Annotated in this window: 18 protein-coding genes; 8 read left to right on the top strand and 10 right to left on the bottom strand. The window is 40.1% G+C overall.

Annotated elements, in window-relative coordinates; translation table 11 throughout:
* Entirely contained in the window at window positions 1–942 is a 942-nt protein-coding gene (locus tag KF872_02325; protein MBX2902365.1) for a CDP-archaeol synthase, read from the bottom strand.
* A complete protein-coding gene (locus KF872_02330; protein MBX2902366.1) occupies window positions 939–1,886 on the bottom strand; it encodes a CPBP family intramembrane metalloprotease in 948 nt (315 codons plus the stop codon). Before KF872_02330 ends, KF872_02325 begins: the two co-directional genes overlap by 4 nt.
* Window positions 1,887–2,003: 117 nt before the next feature.
* Here KF872_02330 and KF872_02335 point away from each other — a divergent pair, with 117 nt between their 5' ends.
* Window positions 2,004–2,909: an AEC family transporter gene (locus tag KF872_02335; GenBank protein MBX2902367.1), complete on the top strand. Its 906-nt coding sequence runs from the start codon at window positions 2,004–2,006 to the stop codon at window positions 2,907–2,909.
* Window positions 2,910–2,927: 18 nt separating this feature from the next.
* On the top strand, window positions 2,928–3,707 hold the full coding sequence (locus tag KF872_02340; protein MBX2902368.1) for an enoyl-CoA hydratase/isomerase family protein: 780 nt from the start codon (window positions 2,928–2,930) through the stop codon (window positions 3,705–3,707).
* A gap of 3 nt (window positions 3,708–3,710) precedes the next feature.
* On the opposite strand, the gene KF872_02345 is transcribed toward KF872_02340, so the two are convergent.
* Window positions 3,711–4,670: a D-alanine--D-alanine ligase gene (locus tag KF872_02345; GenBank protein MBX2902369.1), complete on the bottom strand. Its 960-nt coding sequence runs from the start codon at window positions 4,668–4,670 to the stop codon at window positions 3,711–3,713.
* Window positions 4,667–5,299, bottom strand: a complete 633-nt coding sequence (locus KF872_02350; GenBank protein MBX2902370.1) for a thioredoxin family protein — start codon at window positions 5,297–5,299, stop codon at window positions 4,667–4,669. Before KF872_02350 ends, KF872_02345 begins: the two co-directional genes overlap by 4 nt.
* 60 nt (window positions 5,300–5,359) lie before the next feature.
* On the opposite strand from KF872_02350, the gene KF872_02355 reads away from it, so the two are divergent.
* Window positions 5,360–6,808 (top strand): NAD(P)/FAD-dependent oxidoreductase, encoded by a 1,449-nt coding sequence (locus KF872_02355; protein ID MBX2902371.1) that lies wholly within the window; start codon window positions 5,360–5,362, stop codon window positions 6,806–6,808.
* Here KF872_02355 and folP read toward each other — a convergent pair.
* The 3 genes from folP to KF872_02370 form a co-directional block, all read right to left on the bottom strand.
* Entirely contained in the window at window positions 6,795–7,628 is an 834-nt protein-coding gene (folP, locus tag KF872_02360) for a dihydropteroate synthase (GenBank protein ID MBX2902372.1), read from the bottom strand. The genes KF872_02355 and folP overlap by 14 nt on opposite strands.
* Before the next feature lie 14 nt (window positions 7,629–7,642).
* Window positions 7,643–8,038: a hypothetical protein gene (locus KF872_02365; GenBank protein ID MBX2902373.1), complete on the bottom strand. Its 396-nt coding sequence runs from the start codon at window positions 8,036–8,038 to the stop codon at window positions 7,643–7,645.
* A 96-nt stretch (window positions 8,039–8,134) separates the two neighbouring features.
* Window positions 8,135–9,676, bottom strand: coding sequence for a glycine--tRNA ligase (locus KF872_02370; protein MBX2902374.1), 1,542 nt, complete (start codon window positions 9,674–9,676; stop codon window positions 8,135–8,137).
* A gap of 99 nt (window positions 9,677–9,775) precedes the next feature.
* Here KF872_02370 and KF872_02375 point away from each other — a divergent pair, with 99 nt between their 5' ends.
* Genes KF872_02375 through KF872_02395 form a run of 5 tightly spaced genes read left to right on the top strand, consistent with a single transcriptional unit; the run spans window position 9,776 to window position 12,660 of the window.
* Complete coding sequence (locus KF872_02375) at window positions 9,776–10,627, top strand: hypothetical protein (protein ID MBX2902375.1); 852 nt, start codon at window positions 9,776–9,778, stop codon at window positions 10,625–10,627.
* A gap of 17 nt (window positions 10,628–10,644) precedes the next feature.
* Window positions 10,645–11,355: a CDP-alcohol phosphatidyltransferase family protein gene (locus KF872_02380; GenBank protein ID MBX2902376.1), complete on the top strand. Its 711-nt coding sequence runs from the start codon at window positions 10,645–10,647 to the stop codon at window positions 11,353–11,355.
* Entirely contained in the window at window positions 11,352–11,606 is a 255-nt protein-coding gene (gene purS / locus KF872_02385) for a phosphoribosylformylglycinamidine synthase subunit PurS (GenBank protein MBX2902377.1), read from the top strand. The genes KF872_02380 and purS overlap by 4 nt, the downstream gene beginning before the upstream one ends.
* 41 nt (window positions 11,607–11,647) lie before the next feature.
* A complete protein-coding gene (rsmI, locus tag KF872_02390; GenBank protein ID MBX2902378.1) occupies window positions 11,648–12,316 on the top strand; it encodes a 16S rRNA (cytidine(1402)-2'-O)-methyltransferase in 669 nt (222 codons plus the stop codon).
* 11 nt (window positions 12,317–12,327) lie between these two features.
* Window positions 12,328–12,660: a hypothetical protein gene (locus KF872_02395; GenBank protein MBX2902379.1), complete on the top strand. Its 333-nt coding sequence runs from the start codon at window positions 12,328–12,330 to the stop codon at window positions 12,658–12,660.
* 10 nt (window positions 12,661–12,670) lie between these two features.
* On the opposite strand, the gene KF872_02400 is transcribed toward KF872_02395, so the two are convergent.
* The 3 genes from KF872_02400 to KF872_02410 form a co-directional block, all read right to left on the bottom strand.
* Window positions 12,671–13,894: an MFS transporter gene (locus tag KF872_02400; GenBank protein ID MBX2902380.1), complete on the bottom strand. Its 1,224-nt coding sequence runs from the start codon at window positions 13,892–13,894 to the stop codon at window positions 12,671–12,673.
* A 199-nt stretch (window positions 13,895–14,093) separates the two neighbouring features.
* The gene (locus KF872_02405) at window positions 14,094–14,996 is read right to left on the bottom strand and encodes a hypothetical protein (GenBank protein MBX2902381.1); all 903 of its coding nucleotides are present in this window, start codon (window positions 14,994–14,996) and stop codon (window positions 14,094–14,096) included.
* A 48-nt stretch (window positions 14,997–15,044) separates the two neighbouring features.
* Window positions 15,045–16,340: an oligosaccharide flippase family protein gene (locus KF872_02410; GenBank protein MBX2902382.1), complete on the bottom strand. Its 1,296-nt coding sequence runs from the start codon at window positions 16,338–16,340 to the stop codon at window positions 15,045–15,047.
* Window positions 16,341–16,384 lie beyond the last annotated feature (44 nt).

A 16,384-nucleotide genomic window follows, 5' to 3' on the forward strand; every position in this document is an offset into this window, starting at 1 on the left:
CTATCCCAAATACTCGATTAGCGTTAGTATATAGCCAATTTGCTGCATAATCCATATTACCAAAACGGCAAAAGGAATAGCTACTAAAAATGCATCGAAGCGATCTAAAAAACCACCATGGCCGGGAAGTATGCTGCCCGAATCTTTGATTTGCAAACTACGTTTTAAAAGCGACTCAACTAAATCGCCCAATACTGCAGCGGCAGACATTACTACTGCTAAAATTACCCATTGCGTTTGCGAAAATACTTGCAACTCAGGAATAGGCAGCTTAATGAAAAACCAAGCAGCAACGGCTGTTAAAAGTATGCCGCCTATTAAACCTTCGATGGTTTTTTTAGGACTTAGGCGTTCAAACATTTTTGTTTTGCCAAAGAGTATGCCGCAACTGTAAGCCATGGCATCATTTATCCAAACCAAACCAATTATGGCAAACAGAATCCACTTTCCACTCTCAAAAAATATCTGAAAGCTAAGCAGTATTGGTAGTGTAATATACACTATGGCAAGTATGTTCCATGCTATATTGGTAAATGGTTTTTCTGCCTTAGAAAACAATTCGTGAATAAGAATAAGCATGGTAATTGCAGGAAAAAAAACAGCAATATCTGCAAAGGTAAACTTACGGCTTAGCAGTGAGTTGAGTAGCTTGGCAATTAAGCCTTCACCGGAGGTGAAATCTTTAAAACCGCCATTGGTAAAAAACGTAATAAATAACAACATAAGGCTAATGCCAATTACAAAGTTTCTACTTTTTGTAGTGGCATAAGGTGAAAACTCGGAGCGTTTATCTTTTGTGATGTTGTAAAATTCGCTCAGTGTGCCAATCAATACCAACAGCATTACCGCACCAAAGCTCCATGCATTCCATAAAATGCCGCCTGCCATTACAGCAACAAATACAAAAGCACTCAGCGAGCGGGTTACAAAACCTTTTATCATTGGTTGGAATTGTTTGATGGTTCTAAATCTAAAGATTCTTCAGTAATTGTTGTTTTATTTTTCCAAAGCAACCAAAGCAGCAAAGCGGTAATGGCACCCGCTCCAATAGTTTGGTACAAAGGCAAATGCTCCATGGTGGTAACATCGGTAGAAATAACACCAGTGGCAAATAAATATTTCAAAAATACTTGTGTGAAATTATTGACGAAATGCGCTGCAATACTTGCCCAAATACTTTGAGTGAAAACATAGATATAGCCAAGCATGATGCCCATAAACAAAATGGCAAAGGTGTTGTAAAATTCAAAGTGCATTAGTGCAAATGCCAAAGCAGAAAAAAAGACTGCGCCATGAATACCTAAGCGTGTTTCAGCAAATATTTTCATAACTGCACCTCTAAAAAAAAGTTCTTCGCCAATGGCGGGCATTATGGCAAGCACAAGGGTTAAAAGCAGTAAGCGCACCGGAGTTACACCAGTAAAAAAAGCATGGAGCAAGTTGTCGTATTTTTGTTGGAAGTCTTTTAGCGATGCAAGCGATTCGGGCAGCGGAATAAGTTTGTTTATATCTACCAATAAGGCAATAAAAATGCCACTTGCAATAATAACCCCAATGGTAAGTGCTAATTGAGTAGGCGATGGATAGCGATTGAGTTTTAGCGGCTTGCCAATATCGCCATACGCCAACACACTAAACATAAGCGATGGAAGTAAAAATGCGCCTAAGCCGGTGCCAATAGCTTGCATTACTAATGCTGCCATTGGGTTGCTTGCCTGCAATGCAAGATCGCCAGAAAAGGCTTCGGAGTTTTGCACTCCAAAATATTGGTGTATCACATAAGCGGCAGCAAAAAACATTATCTGCGTGCTAAGCAGCATTAAAGAAAAGAGAGAAAGAAATTTTAAGAAAGGCGGCAAATACCGCAGTGGTGGTTGCTGAAACATTGCCGCCAAACGTAAGGTTTCGGCAGGGTTTGAGCAAATAAAAATGAAATATAAAGCTCGTTGCTTATTCGCAGCAAATAATGTTGCCAGCCTTTTTAGTTTTGCGGAGTGATAAATTTGTTGCTAATTTTTGTGTACTTAACGGTAGGCAGACTGCTCACAACATATAAGATTGTAAAGCCTGATTTTTCTGCCCGGTTAAACTTTATTGTAATAAACTTTTGCTTATCTGCGGTGGCTTTGCTGAATATACCGGAATTGCAGTTTAGCAACGACTTGTGGATGCCGATATCGGTAGCTTGGATTGTATATATTTTGGCTGCCGTATTCTTTTTTGTATTGCAGCGGTTATTGCATTTTGATGCAGCTACATTAGGGAGTTTAATTTTATGCTGTGGTTTGTTTAATAGCACATTTGTTGGATTCCCGGTAATAGAGGCCCTTTATGGCGATGAAGGATTAAGTATTGCTATTATGACCGATCAGCCGGGTTCGTTTTTAGTGCTGAGTACTTTAGGCGTATTTACTGCAGCTTATTTTTCTTCGGGCAACGCCAATTTTATTCCAATAGCAAAGAAGATTTTTTCGTTTCCACCATTTTGGATTTTTATTCTATCTGTAGTTATGTTGCGTTTGGGATTAAAAGTGCCGCAGCCGATAGATATTCCATTGTCGGTATTGGCTTCGCTGCTTACTCCATTGGCATTGCTCTCTGTTGGCATGCAGTTGGATTTTAGTTTCGATGCTGCCTTAAAAACAGAATTACTTTGGGGCTTGGTGTTTAAATTGTTCATAGCGCCAACTGTTATTTTTATTTCATTTTATTTATTGAAGAAAGAAGTATCGTTGGTAATGAAGGTAAGTGTATTGCAAGCCGCAATGGCACCAATGGTTTCGGGAAGTATTTTAGCAATCAACCATCAACTGAATCCTAAACTTTCCAATGCGTTGATAGGAATAGGTATTCCACTTTCGTTTGTAACACTTGCAGTTTGGTATGTGTTGTTAGAATTTGTTTTTTAGGTTTGAAAAAAATGAAACATGAGTTTACAGTTTATTAAAGTAAATCCACAGGTTGAAAAATTTGTAGCACTAATAGAATTGAATCGCCCCAAAGAGTTGAATGCGCTGAACCGTGAGTTGATGATAGAAATTAGAGATACGCTAAAGCTGTTGGATGAAGACGATTCGGTACGAGTAATAATTCTTACCGGAGGCGAAAAGGTATTTGCAGCAGGTGCCGATATAAAGCAAATGGCGAATGCTACTGCCATAGATATGTTGAACATAGATCAGTTTAGCACATGGGATCAAATTAAAAAAACTAAGAAACCCATTATTGCAGCAGTAAGTGGTTTTGCATTGGGTGGCGGTTGCGAGTTGGCTATGACCTGCGATATGATAATAGCTTCGGAAACTGCACGTTTTGGACAGCCCGAAATTAGAATTGGCACTATGCCAGGAGCCGGAGGTACACAACGTTTAACCAGAGCTGTTGGAAAGGCAATTGCAATGGAAGTAGTGTTAGGGGCACGATTTTTAACTGCTGAGGAGGCCTTGCAGTATGGCTTGGTAAACCGAGTAGTGCCCGCAGAAGTGTTGTTAGATGAAACGCTGAAATTGGCGCGAGAAGTTGCTGCAAAATCGCCTGTTGCAATAAAATTGGCAAAAGAATCGGTGAATGCTGCTTTTAATAATTCGCTGGATGAAGGATTGCTTTTTGAGCGTAAGAATTTCTACCTAACTTTTGCAAGCGAAGACCAAAAAGAAGGAATGGCTGCTTTTGTAGAGAAGCGAAATCCTGATTTTAAAGGCAAGTAAATTTTAGTGAGTGTTATCTAAACTCAAACTAAAAAGTTCTGGTAGCGACAGTCCGAATGCGCGTGCCTGCTGTGGTATTAAACTCTCTTCAGATAATCCGGGAACACTATTTACTTCAAGCATATAGTGTGTATTTTCTTTAATAATAAAATCGATACGGCACATGCCTTTCATACCTAAAGCATTGTAAATGGCAACAGATGTTTGTTGTATGTTTTGGGTAAGTTCTTCCGAAATTTCTGCGGGTGTAATTTCTTGGCTGGCACCTTCGTATTTCGCTTGAAAATCAAAGAAGTTATTTTTGCTTCTAATCTCTGTAAGCGGCAGTGCTGTTGCTTTTCCGTTTATTTGAATTACACCACAAGTTACTTCTGTTCCTTTTAAATACTCTTCTACAATTACTTCGTTGTCGTACTTAAATGCTTCTTGAATGGCGCTGTGCAGCTGGGTGTGGTTATCTATTTTTGAAGCTCCATAGCTGCTTCCGTTTTTATTGGGTTTCACAAATGCCGGATAACCAAAAGAAATTTCAAAATCAGAACTTTCGCCTGCTCTAAAAACTTTTGAACGCGCTGTTTTTACATTGTAATTTTGAAGGTATTCTTTACAACGATACTTATCGAAAGTAAGCGCTGCTTGCAGCACCCCGCAGCAGTTGTATGGGATGTTTAGCAGGTCGAAGTAGCCTTGTAGTTTGCCGTCTTCGGCAGGCGTGCCGTGCAGTGCTACAAAAACTTTATCGAACACCACTTTGTTTCCATTTACTGTTGCTTCAAAATTGTTCTTATCAATAGAGCCTACAGTACTTCCATTGCTTTCTACTATCCACTCGTGTTCATTTATTACAACTTTGTATGGAATAAATTTGGTTTTGTCTAAATGCTTGCAAACCACATCTGCACTTTTTAAAGAGATGCTGCGCTCTGCTGCACTGCCGCCTGTAACTACTGCTATATTTTTCATTGTATGTTGTTCCATTGTTTCAACAATTCTATGAATTCAAGTTGAATGTCGCGGGTTTTGTTTTCCTCGTACCATGCGTGAATTTGTCGTACTTTTTCGCCAAAAGAAGTGGTGGTGTCATTCTTTTGTTCCATTACAATTTTTTGAATGCTTTGCGGGCGAGGTCCCCACGTGCCTAATTCTTCACCGGTTTCTGCATTAAGGCAAATTAGTTTTGGAATACTTCTGCCACCATTGGTAAGGTAGGCATCCATTACCTCTAAGTTGCTATCGCGCAGTAAAATTTTGAAGGAGATATGTTCGGAAATATCGGCAAATGCAGCCAATGCCGGAACTATTTGTGAGGCATCGCCACACCATGGTTCGGTGAGCACTACCCAAATCATTTTTTGTTGGTTATTACTCAGTAAGTTGTATAGTTTTTGTTCAATAGCAATATTGTTTACAAGGCGTTTCATGCGTTCAACATTGTCTGAAGCGTACTTAAACATTTTGGGTTCGTTGTACGGTGCGGGAGGCGTAGTGCTGTTTATTATTTCTTGCGCCAAGTCCATGTATTGCTTAAAGCTAATGGCGTGTTCTAATTGAGCGTTGGTAATCATAATGCTGTTTTGTGAGCAAAGTTGCATTTTACATAGTAGTGTGAAATTAAACCAATTTGTTTTGGCAAATAATAAGATTTTTAGCCAATGAAGATTGCAATTGTAGGTACCGGATTTTCGGGAATTTGTGCGGCCATAAAGCTAAAGGAAGCAGGGTTTGATAATTTTGTTTTGTACGAAAAGGCAAGTGAAATTGGAGGTACTTGGCGCGATAATACTTATCCTGGGGCAGCTTGCGATGTAAAAAGTCATTTATATTCCTTTTCGTTTGAACCGAATGCCAATTGGTCGCGCGTATTTTCCGGGCAGGCAGAAATTTTAGCCTATTTAAAACGCTGTGTAGAAAAGTACCAACTGCAGCGCCATATTGTTTTCAACTGGGAGTTAAAATCGGCCGTTTATGACGATGATGCACATGCTTGGCAAATTTCAAACAGCGAAGGAGCTAGTGCTGTTGCCAATTTTTTAGTTCTGGGAAATGGTGCGTTGCATATTCCACAATTGCCTCAAATTGCAGGGATAGAAGCGTTTGGCGGCACTTTGTTTCATTCTGCGCAATGGAATCACCACTATGATTTAAAGGGTAAAACCGTTGCTGTAATTGGCACCGGAGCCAGCGCCATTCAGTTTGTTCCAGAAATTGTGCCGAAGGTAAAGCAGTTGTTGCTCTTTCAGCGCACTGCACCTTGGATATTGCCAAAGCCCGATGGGGAAATTAGTGAGGCGCGACAATGGTTGTATAGGAATTTTTCATTTGTGCGAAAGCTTTACCGAAATTCAATTTATTGGTTGAATGAATTGCAGGCAGTGGGATTTGTGCAGTATCCGAAGTTGATGAAGGCTGCTGAAAAGCTAGCATTGCTTTATTTAAAACGAGTGGTGAAAGATGAAGCATTAAGAAAGAAACTAACTCCAACCTTTACCTTTGGATGTAAGCGCGTGCTGCTTTCTAATAACTATTTACAGGCACTCACCCAGCCCAACGTAACAGTAATAACGGAGAAAATAAACGCCATAAATGAAAACGCCATTGTGTATGGTAATAATGCGGAGCAGCCAGTAGATGCCATTATTTGCGGCACCGGTTTTTATGTAACCAATAGCTTTAAGTTTTTAACCATAAAAGGTAAAAATGGTGTGCGTATAAACGATGTGTGGAGCGATACTCCGCAAGCGTATTTGGGTACGGTAGTGGCAGGGTTTCCCAATCTGTTTTTATTGATGGGGCCCAACACCGGATTGGGGCACAATAGCATGATTTATATGATAGAATCGCAAGTGAGTTATATGCTTGAAGTGTTGAAAAGAATGCGCACATCGGCATACAAAAGCATGGAGGTGAAACCGGAGGTGCAGGATAAATTTATTTCGGAAGTATATAAACAGTTTAGGCACACGGTTTGGAATACCGGTTGTAGGAGTTGGTATTTAACTCCAAGCGGAAAGAATGCAACATTATGGACGGATTTTACATTTAAATTCCGTAAAAGGATTTTGAAAATAGACTGGAATGAATACAATTTTATTCAGCATTGAAGGCGTTCCAAATTTTAATAGTTTCTACCGCCTCTTTTACATCGTGTACACGCAAAATCTTTGCACCTTGTGTAAGCGCCAGCATGTTTAAAGCTGTAGTAGCGTTAAGTGCCTCTATTGGCGAAGTGTGCAGTAGTTTGTATGCCATGCTTTTGCGCGAAAGCCCTGCTAATACAGGCTTTTCCAAAATGCTTAGTGCGTGCATGTTTTTAAGTAAGAAATAGTTTTGTTCTTGCGTTTTACTAAAGCCGAACCCAACATCAATAATTACATCTGCAATATGGTGTTGTTTGAATGTGTTGATGCGTTCAACAAAATACTCTATTACTTCGGTTAGTATATTGTTGTAGTTGGTGTGCTGCATCATGTTTTCGGGAACTCCTTGCATGTGCATTGCAATAAAGGGAGTTTTTAAATCAGCCACGGTTGGCAGCATTTGCGGGTCGTATTTGCCGGCAGAAATATCGTTTACGATGGCTGCTCCGTATTCAATGGCTTTTGCAGCAACTGCTGCGTGTAAAGTATCTATTGAAATTATAGTGTTGGCATCAATTGTAAGTACAGTTTCTATGGCGGGCAGTATGCGGTTTAGTTCTTCTTGAACAGCAATAATGGCATTGCCGGGTTTGCTGCTCATGCCGCCAATATCAATAATGGCAGCGCCTTCGTGTAGCATCTTAGTTGCTTGTGCAGCAATGCCGCTAATTGTTTGGTGTTTGCCACCATCGTAAAATGAATCGGGCGTAACATTTAAAACGCCCATTACTAATGGTTTTTCGAGCGGTAGTATTTTTCCTTTGCAGTTAATGGAAAGAGGCATGTGGCGTTTTGTAATTACTTTCCGAGTTTAATGTTTACCTTCTTGCTTTTAATTTCAAACTTTCCTTTTTCAATCTCTAAGCCTCCGTTTTTTCCTTTCACATCTAGTCCTTTGTTGTTAGCTTCTACGCCTCTGCCGGATGCGCTTTTGGCTTCAACTTTTCCTTTTTGTGCACTTACGCCACCGCCTCGCGCATTGGTTGCAGAAGCGCCACTGCTATTGGTAATGGCTTTGCCTCCATTGCTTCCGGTTACGGTGGTTCCATTTTTGGTGAGCGAAGCGCCATTTCCTTTTTTGTTGCTTACGGCTGCGCCTTTGTTGTTTACATCTACTTGCGAAGTTTGTGCACTCGCTTGGCTGCACCCAAATATCAATGCACTAATAATTGAAATGAAAAGAAGGTGTTTCATAAAAGTAAATTGTGCAAGTGAAGGTAAGTAATTGCTACACTATTTTTAAGATGGGCAACTACAAAATAATGATGCTGCAATAGCAGTGGGCAATAATTATTTCAACCCATTGCGCCAATCTACCTTATTGCTAACAATTTGCTGTAGGCGTTCGATGTTAATGCGCTCTTGCTGCATGGTATCGCGGTCGCGCAAGGTAACGGTGTTGTCTTCTAGTGTTTGGTGATCTACGGTAATGCAGAAAGGTGTGCCTAAGGCGTCTTGCCTGCGGTAGCGTTTGCCGATAGAATCTTTTTCATCGTAAAAACACTTGTGGTCGAATTTTAGCACATCAAAAATTTCGCGTGCTTTTTCCGGTAGTCCATCTTTTTTTACCAAAGGAAGGATGGCAATTTTGGTAGGTGCTAAGAAGGCGGGAAGGCGTAGTACGGTACGTTCGCTGCCGTCTTCTAATTTTTGATTTTCGTAGCTGTTGCAAATTAAAGCTAAGAAGGTTCTGTTTAAACCTACCGATGTTTCTACAACGTATGGAACATAACTTTGGTTGAGTTCCGGATCGAAGTATTGTAGTTTTTTGCCGCTGAGTTCTTGGTGGTTTTTAAGGTCGAAATCTGTGCGGGAGTGTATGCCTTCTATTTCTTTTATGCCAAATGGAAATTCGAACTGAATATCTACGGCAGCATTGGCGTAGTGTGCTAATTTAAGATGGTCGTAAAACTTGAGTTTGCTTTCAGGGAAACCAAGGCTTTTGTGCCATTTCATGCGGCTTTCTTTCCATTTATTATACCATTCCATTTCGGTGCCGGGGCGCACAAAAAATTGCATTTCCATTTGTTCAAATTCGCGGGTGCGGAAAATAAACTGGCGTGCTACAATTTCATTTCTAAATGCCTTGCCTATTTGTGCAATTCCAAACGGAATGCGCTGGCGCGAAGTGTTTAAAACATTTAAGAAGTTTACAAAAATGCCTTGTGCGGTTTCGGGACGTAGGTATATGGTCCCGGCTTCATCGGCAACGCTGCCAACTTCGGTGGAAAACATAAGGTTAAATTGGCGAACTTCTGTCCAATTTTTGGAACCGCTGATGGGGCAGGCAATTTCGAGATCTACAATTATTTGCCTGAGTTCTGCGAGGTTGTTTTCTTCTAAGGCTGTTTTGAAACGGGTTTCGATGGCGTTTAATTTCTCTTTGTTGCGCAATACGTTTGGATTGGTTTGCACAAACATTTCTTGGTTAAAACTTTCACCAAATTTTTTTGCTGCCTTCTCTATTTCTTTTTCAATCTTCTCTTCAATTTTTGCCATGGCATCTTCTATGAGCACATCGGCACGGTAGCGCTTTTTACTGTCTTTGTTATCTATAAGCGGATCCATGAAAGCATCAACGTGGCCGCTGGCTTTCCATGTTTTTGGGTGCATAAAAATGGCAGCATCTATACCAACTATGTTTTCGTTTAGTTGCACCATGCTTTTCCACCAGTATTGTTGCAGGTTGTTCTTTAGTTCAATGCCGTTTTGTCCGTAATCGTAAACGGCTCCTAAGCCTTCGTATATTTCTGATGAAGGGAAGATAAATCCATATTCTTTGCAGTGCGATATAATTTCCTGAAACAGGTTTGGTGTATTTTCTTTACTCATGGCGGGCGAAGATATAGAAATACCTTTTGCTGCGAAATTTATGAGCGGCTGTGCGATGTTTTCTTAATTCGGTTTAAGTTTCTTTTATTGCATTGGCTTATGAAGCATTTTTTTTCAATTGTTTCATTTATATTGTTGAGTATAGCGGCTTTTGCCGGTGGCGATAATTTTACTGCCGGAGCGCGCGCTACAGCCATTGGAGATGCCTCTATTACATTAAGCGATGTATTTAGCACCACTACTAATCAGGCCGGTTTGGCTTTTATGAATGAGGTGGCATTTGGAGTTTATACAGATAGGAAGTTTGTATCTGCCAAAACAAATAATTTTAATGCAGCTGTGGCTGTGCCTTTTGTGCCTAAGGTTGGGGCATTTGGTTTAAGCGTTAATTATTATGGTTATGGTTTGTATAACGAAACTAAGATTGGTTTGGCGTATGCGCGGAGGTTTGGTTCAAAATTTAGTATGGGCATTCAGTTTGATTATATGCGGTTTTTTATTGCCGAAAACGGGCAGAAAAGCATCTTTACGTTAGAGGCGGGTTTTCAATACCGCCCTTGGAAGGTGCTTACTTTCGGTGCGCATGTGTATAATCCTATTCCGTACAAAATAGATAGGGTTTTTAATGAACGTTTGCCCACCATTGTAAAGGTTGGATTGGGTTATGAACCTTCGCCTAAGGTTTTAATTGCGGTGGAGTATCAACAGGATATTCAGCATAAGCCGCAGTTTAAGGGCGGAGTTGAGTACAGGCCAATTAAATACTTAAATATTCGGGCGGGCGTGCAAACAACTCCATTTAGTTTTTCGTTTGGGTTGGGTACTGCGGTAAAAGGCTTTCGTTTAGATGCTGGCAGTAGCTACCATCCTGTGCTTGGATTTACTCCGCAGTTGAGTGCCAGCTATGGCTTTATTCCTAAGAAAAAGAAGACTGTGGTTGATGTTCGCTAATCATTTAATTTGTGTTTATGTTTAATATCCCCAACCTGCTTACACTCATCAACTTGTTTAGTGGTTGTGTGGCATTGGTATTTGTGTTTTCGTTTAGAATAGAGTGGGTGCCGTTTTGTGTGGCAGTTTCTTTAGTTGCCGATTTTTTTGACGGTATGGCAGCGCGTGCGCTTAAAACGCCTCCCGGCATTGGAAAGGAGCTAGATTCTTTAGCCGATGTGGTGAGTTTTGGAGTGCTGCCCGGTGCTGTAATTTTTCACTTGCTATATCAGTATTGGGAAACCAAGAGTTTATCGGATATATATGTGTTTTCCGCTGCGGCTCCGGCATTTTTTGTAGCGCTGTTTGCGGCATTGCGCCTTGCTAAATTCAATATAGATACACGGCAAACAAGTGGATTTATTGGGTTGGCAACTCCTGCTGCCACGGTGTTTGTGGTGGGCGTGTTGTTGGTGTTTTTAAACAATAGTTTCAATCTGGCGGCCGTTGTCTTCGATCCTATTTTTTTATATGGAATAACCGCGCTGCTCTGCTTTTTAATGGTTGCCGAAATTCCAATGTTTTCCTTTAAGGTAAACTTTAAAAACGGTGTAAAAGGGAATGAAATTCAAGTAGTGTTTATAGTTTTGGTACTATTGTTGGCGGCAACTATTAAATTTGCAGCCGTACCTGCAAGTATTGTTTTGTATGTGCTATTATCAATTATTCAACCTATAATTAAAAAATGAACTTCAGAGCCGAGATTAACGTAATGCCACACAAAGAATTATTAGACCCACAAGGGAAAGCTGTAGCCAATGGTTTGCACAAAATGAACTTTAGTGAAGTGGCAGATGTGCGCGTGGGAAAGCATATTACAATAAAGCTTTCTGCCGCCAGCGAAGAAGTTGCTAAACAACGCGTAGAAGAAGCCTGCAAAAAAATGCTCACCAATCCAATAATGGAAGGCTATACTTTTGAGTTGTTTGCCGAAAATTAAGATTGCTGTTGCAGCAATACAAGCCACATAGCGCTACTGCCATGTTTAAACTTACCATAGTGCCAACACCAATTGGAAATCTGGAAGATATTACACTTCGGGCGCTGCGTGTATTAAGAGAGGCCGACCTGATTTTGGCAGAAGATACACGGCAAACACACAAACTACTCACTCATTTCGAGATACAAAAGCCAATGTATTCGCATCATGCTTTTAATGAGCATAAAACAGTAGAAAATGTAGTGGAGAAAATTCGTGCAGGACAAAAAATTGCATTAGTAAGCGATGGCGGCACACCTGCCATTTCCGATCCTGGTTTTCTTTTGGTACGCAATTGCATAAAGGAAGGTATTGAAGTAGAATGCTTGCCCGGAGCAACTGCATTTGTACCTGCTTTGGTGGTTTCGGGTTTGCCTGCCGATGAGTTTGTGTTTATGGGTTTTTTGCCTCACAAAAAAGGCAGAGAAACTGCTGTAAAGAAAATAGCAAACGAAGATAGAACGGTTATTGTGTATGAGTCGCCTTACCGTATTGTAAAATTGCTGGAAGAATTAAAAAAGTTTGTAGAGCCGGAGCGCAAGTTGAGTATAAGTAGGGAGTTGAGTAAAAAATTTGAAGAAACTGTGCGAGGCACGGTTGAAGAGGTGTTGGCTTATTTTAAAGCGCACGAACCACGTGGCGAATTTGTAGTAGTAGTGGGAGGGAAGTAATAGTAGCTGCTATGAAAATCTTAAAAATACTATTGACTGTTTTCTTTTTTATAGCCATTGTAGTTCATATAATAGGTTTAGTACGTCCATTTACCGAGGAGGCAGTATGGTCGCATTGGGTGCATATTTTTTCGTATGCCTGGTGTTGCTTGAGCATGTGGCGCGGTGGCAAGTGGTTGCTGTTTACAGGCGTGTTGGCAGCTGTATATCCGTGGTGCTATCATGTAAATTGCTTTTACCAAAGCATTTGTATGGGAGGTTTTAATTTCATTTGTTTTTTGGTAATAGTAGTAATGCCGTTGAGTGTTGCAATTACATACTTTACACGCCCTTCCAAACTGTAGATGGCATAGATTATAGTTCTGAAGTTTGAACCTTTTTTATGAGGCGGTGATACCAAACTACTCCAAAAATGTAGAAACCAACCGTAATAAGAATAATGTTGGAATAGGTAATGCCGGCTTCGCGAAGAATAGAGAAAATTTTAGCGCTTGCAAACCAACATCCACTCCAAATGGAGGCATTAATGGCAGAAATCATTTCGCGGTTTCGTTCTCCTACATATTTCATGGTTAATTCTCCGGTCATTGGGCCTGCCATATTCATAAGTGGTTGCCTTAAAACAAAGGTTGCTGCTGCAATTGCTACGCCAATAAAACTGGCGCTGTACCATTCGGTGGTGGCCATAATAAATAGTAAAACCACTGCAATAGACTGCACCATAGTAATGGCGATTTTGTAACCGAACCGTCTTTTTATTTCTGGTACGAGTAAGCCGGAAACAGCCACCAACGAAAATGAAAACGAATTCATAAGCGAAAAGTTGGCAGCATTCATGTGGTGCACATCGTAAAAGAACAGATTGATAACAGGAATAGTGAAGCCAGCTCCAAAGGCAATTAAAAATGTAGGAATGGCGGCTTCGGCAATTAAATTCCAATCGTAATCATGGTGAATATTGCTAACCGGAATTTTAGTTCCTAAGTTTTCTTTTTGCGGAAGCTTTAATACAAAAAATACTCCGCAAAAAGAAATGAGTGAATATATAATCAACTGTTTTTCCGTAGAAAAATAAGATGAAAATAATGGCAGCATAAAGCTGAAAATGCCGGCAAGTATGGTGGTGAAGTTGCCTGCCGCAAAAAATAGTGCAATGCTCTCTGTTTCGTGTTCTTTACTTCCGTTTAAAAGTATATATGGCATTACTAAAATTTGAAGCAGCGAAAACGAAATGCCCCAAAGCGACATAAGCAAACGAATCAATTCTGAGTTGTGGGTGTGGATGCCCCAAATGAGCAATAGTGCTATTATGGGCGAAAGTATAGACCCGGCAAGCATAAATGGTCGAAGTTGTTTGCCTTTTACCAATAGTGCTAAAGGTACAGAGCATAGTAAAACAGTAAGGTAGCGATTCCCTACCATGCTGGCTATTTCAAAATCTTTAAAGCCGTGTTCCAGCATTAAATAGTTTAGCAATAAAGTGAAGGCAGCATTAATGAGTTGCAGAAAAATATCGGCAACCATTAAGTAAATTATATGACGGGGAATAGAAAGGTATCTGGTAAACAGTGTTTTCATGTTTGTTGCTATCCTAGCATCAATAAGCGTTTGCAAAAAGAATAAATGTGTGCTTATGCAAGATGCTTGTAGAAAGGAATTAGCAAATTACAACACCGTAAACTATGGCTTAAATAAAAAAAACCTGCCTTACAGGACAGGTTTTTGTCAAATTACTTCGACATCAGAGCAACACACTTGGAAGGTTTGTGTTGAGGTTTTAGTAATCTATACGGTTGAGCATAGATAATGTTTCACTCTTGTCTGATATTTTTACCATAGCTTCCGGAAAAGCATATTTTTTTCCATCGGCATCAAAGCCCGAGAGGCGGTACCACAGTGTGTTTTCCATAGCAATTCTATCTTCTAAAAGTACAGTGGTATTTGTTGTTTTTTGTTCAGCCACTCTATAAAATGTTTTGCCGTCAATGCTTTTTTCAAGAACTACCGATTGCAGGTTTTGTAGCGATGCTCCGGTAGCTTCTACCAATACTTTGTCGCTGCTGCCTGCAAATACACTTAAGGACGCATTGCAGTAAATTACTTCGTCTATTTGTGCAATCGGATTGGTAAATGAAGCCTGCAAAACTTGAATGTCTTTTCCATACACAGAATTGGGCGATGCAATCACAGAATTATTAGAAAAATAACTGCCTTTGTTTCCTTCCAAAACACCTCCGCGATTTAGAAGCGTGCTGCCTGCAAAAGTAGTGGAAGTGTTGTGTATTATGCCGGAGTTTTCTACTTCAAGCATAGCTTCGAGCATCAATTCGTTGTTTATTTTTCCGGCATTATACAAGCGCTTTACAACCGTGTTTCCTTTATTGTTTAGTACTCCGCTTTTGCTTACTGCAAGTTCTTTATTGCCTTGTAATCCTGCTCCTTTTTCAATCAGCAAAACGCCCTCTATTGCTATGGGTGTGTTTAGTACTACCTGCGAAGAAATAATGATGGAGTCGCCTGCTTTAATTACGTTTCCGGGATAAGATGGCTCCCATATTTTTTCGTCTGAAAATTTTCCGTGTATTACAGTTTTATAGGTTGCAGCCTGTACGCTGCCAAAAAGAAGTGATGCCATTATGCCGGCAAACACTAATCCTGGGGATGAGTATTTTTTGTTCATTGGTGTTTCAAAGGTTCGCTCTGTTGTACGGCAATTTGAAACTAAATGTTACAAGAATATTTCTGCCGCAATAAAGGCAATTACCAGTAAAATACTGTATAGCAAAAAAGGCTTTAATGCCACATATTGATATATTGAAATGGATGCTTTTTTCTTTAAAACGATTGCTAAAAACAACTTGTCGAAAGTGTAAGCAATGAGTGTGCCGTAAACAATGCCTTCTATACCCAAAAATTGAAGAAGCAATAAGCTGCATGCAATATTGAGCAACAGTTCAATGGTGGCAGATAGTAAAATGTAGCGGTTTAGTTTTAGTGCAGTAATTACCGTTTGCGGAAACAATAAGCGTGGAATTACCAATAGCAACATAATTCTAAAAATACCTGACGCTTCGGTGTAAGTGTTACTGTATAAAAGCGATAAAAGTGGCTTGGTAAAAAGCATTAGCACGATGCTTGCAGGGAAAAGAAGGTGAGCCAATTGCAGCGATTTTCTTTTTAATTCCGCTAATCCGGTTTCTTTGTTTTGAGCCACGGTAACAATGAGCAATGTACTTAGCGTATTTGCAAGAATAAGTGAGAGCGGCAACTCGCGCGAGCCATATCTGAACAATGCAAAAGCAGCATCGTTAAAGAAATATTTTACTAGAAAGCCATCTACATACTCTGCCGATCCGCTCACCAAAATACCCAACGAAAGAGGCGCAGAAAGAACTGCCAACATCTTTACTTCGGCAATAGAAAATTGAAAGACCGCTGCTTGCTTCAATAGGAGCAATAGCAACAATAGCTTTATGGCTGCCACCGCTATTAAGCCAATAATGGAAAAGTATATCTGGGAGGAAAATACAAAAGGTAACACTACTGCTGCCAGTTGCAGGAGCGAAACTGCAATGGCGTACATGAGTAGTTGTTTGTTTTTATGTTGGGAGAAAAGCAGGTATTCGTTTAGAAACGAAACTGTGTTTAGCACTATAAAAGTGGCAGCAGCAACTTTAATCTGGCTATTGCCGCTTGAAATTAAAATTACAATGGCAGCAGCAACAATGGCTTGCAAAAGCAACCATGCAGCCGCGTTTAAAAAAGTAGATTTTTGGGAAGCGTTTTTAGCAATAGAAAGCATTGCATTTACGCTGCCACCAACCCAAAAAAAAGTAAACATGCCACTTAGCCATAAGAAAGTTTCGTACTCGGCAATTTGCACAGGTGCGGCTCCCAACTTTACCAACAGTATGGCACACAAAAAAGTAGTGCCAAAGCGCATAAGTTGAAAAAGCTGCAATGCCGAAATACCTGAAAGCGAAAATTTATGTAGGGAAAGTTTCAATCGTAAAACCTTATACACAAACAAAGTAAAAATTCATTGAACCGTAAGAAAAGACTTTACTT

Source organism: Chitinophagales bacterium, assembly GCA_019638515.1.
Taxonomy (GTDB): Bacteria; Bacteroidota; Bacteroidia; order Chitinophagales; family LD1; genus UBA7692.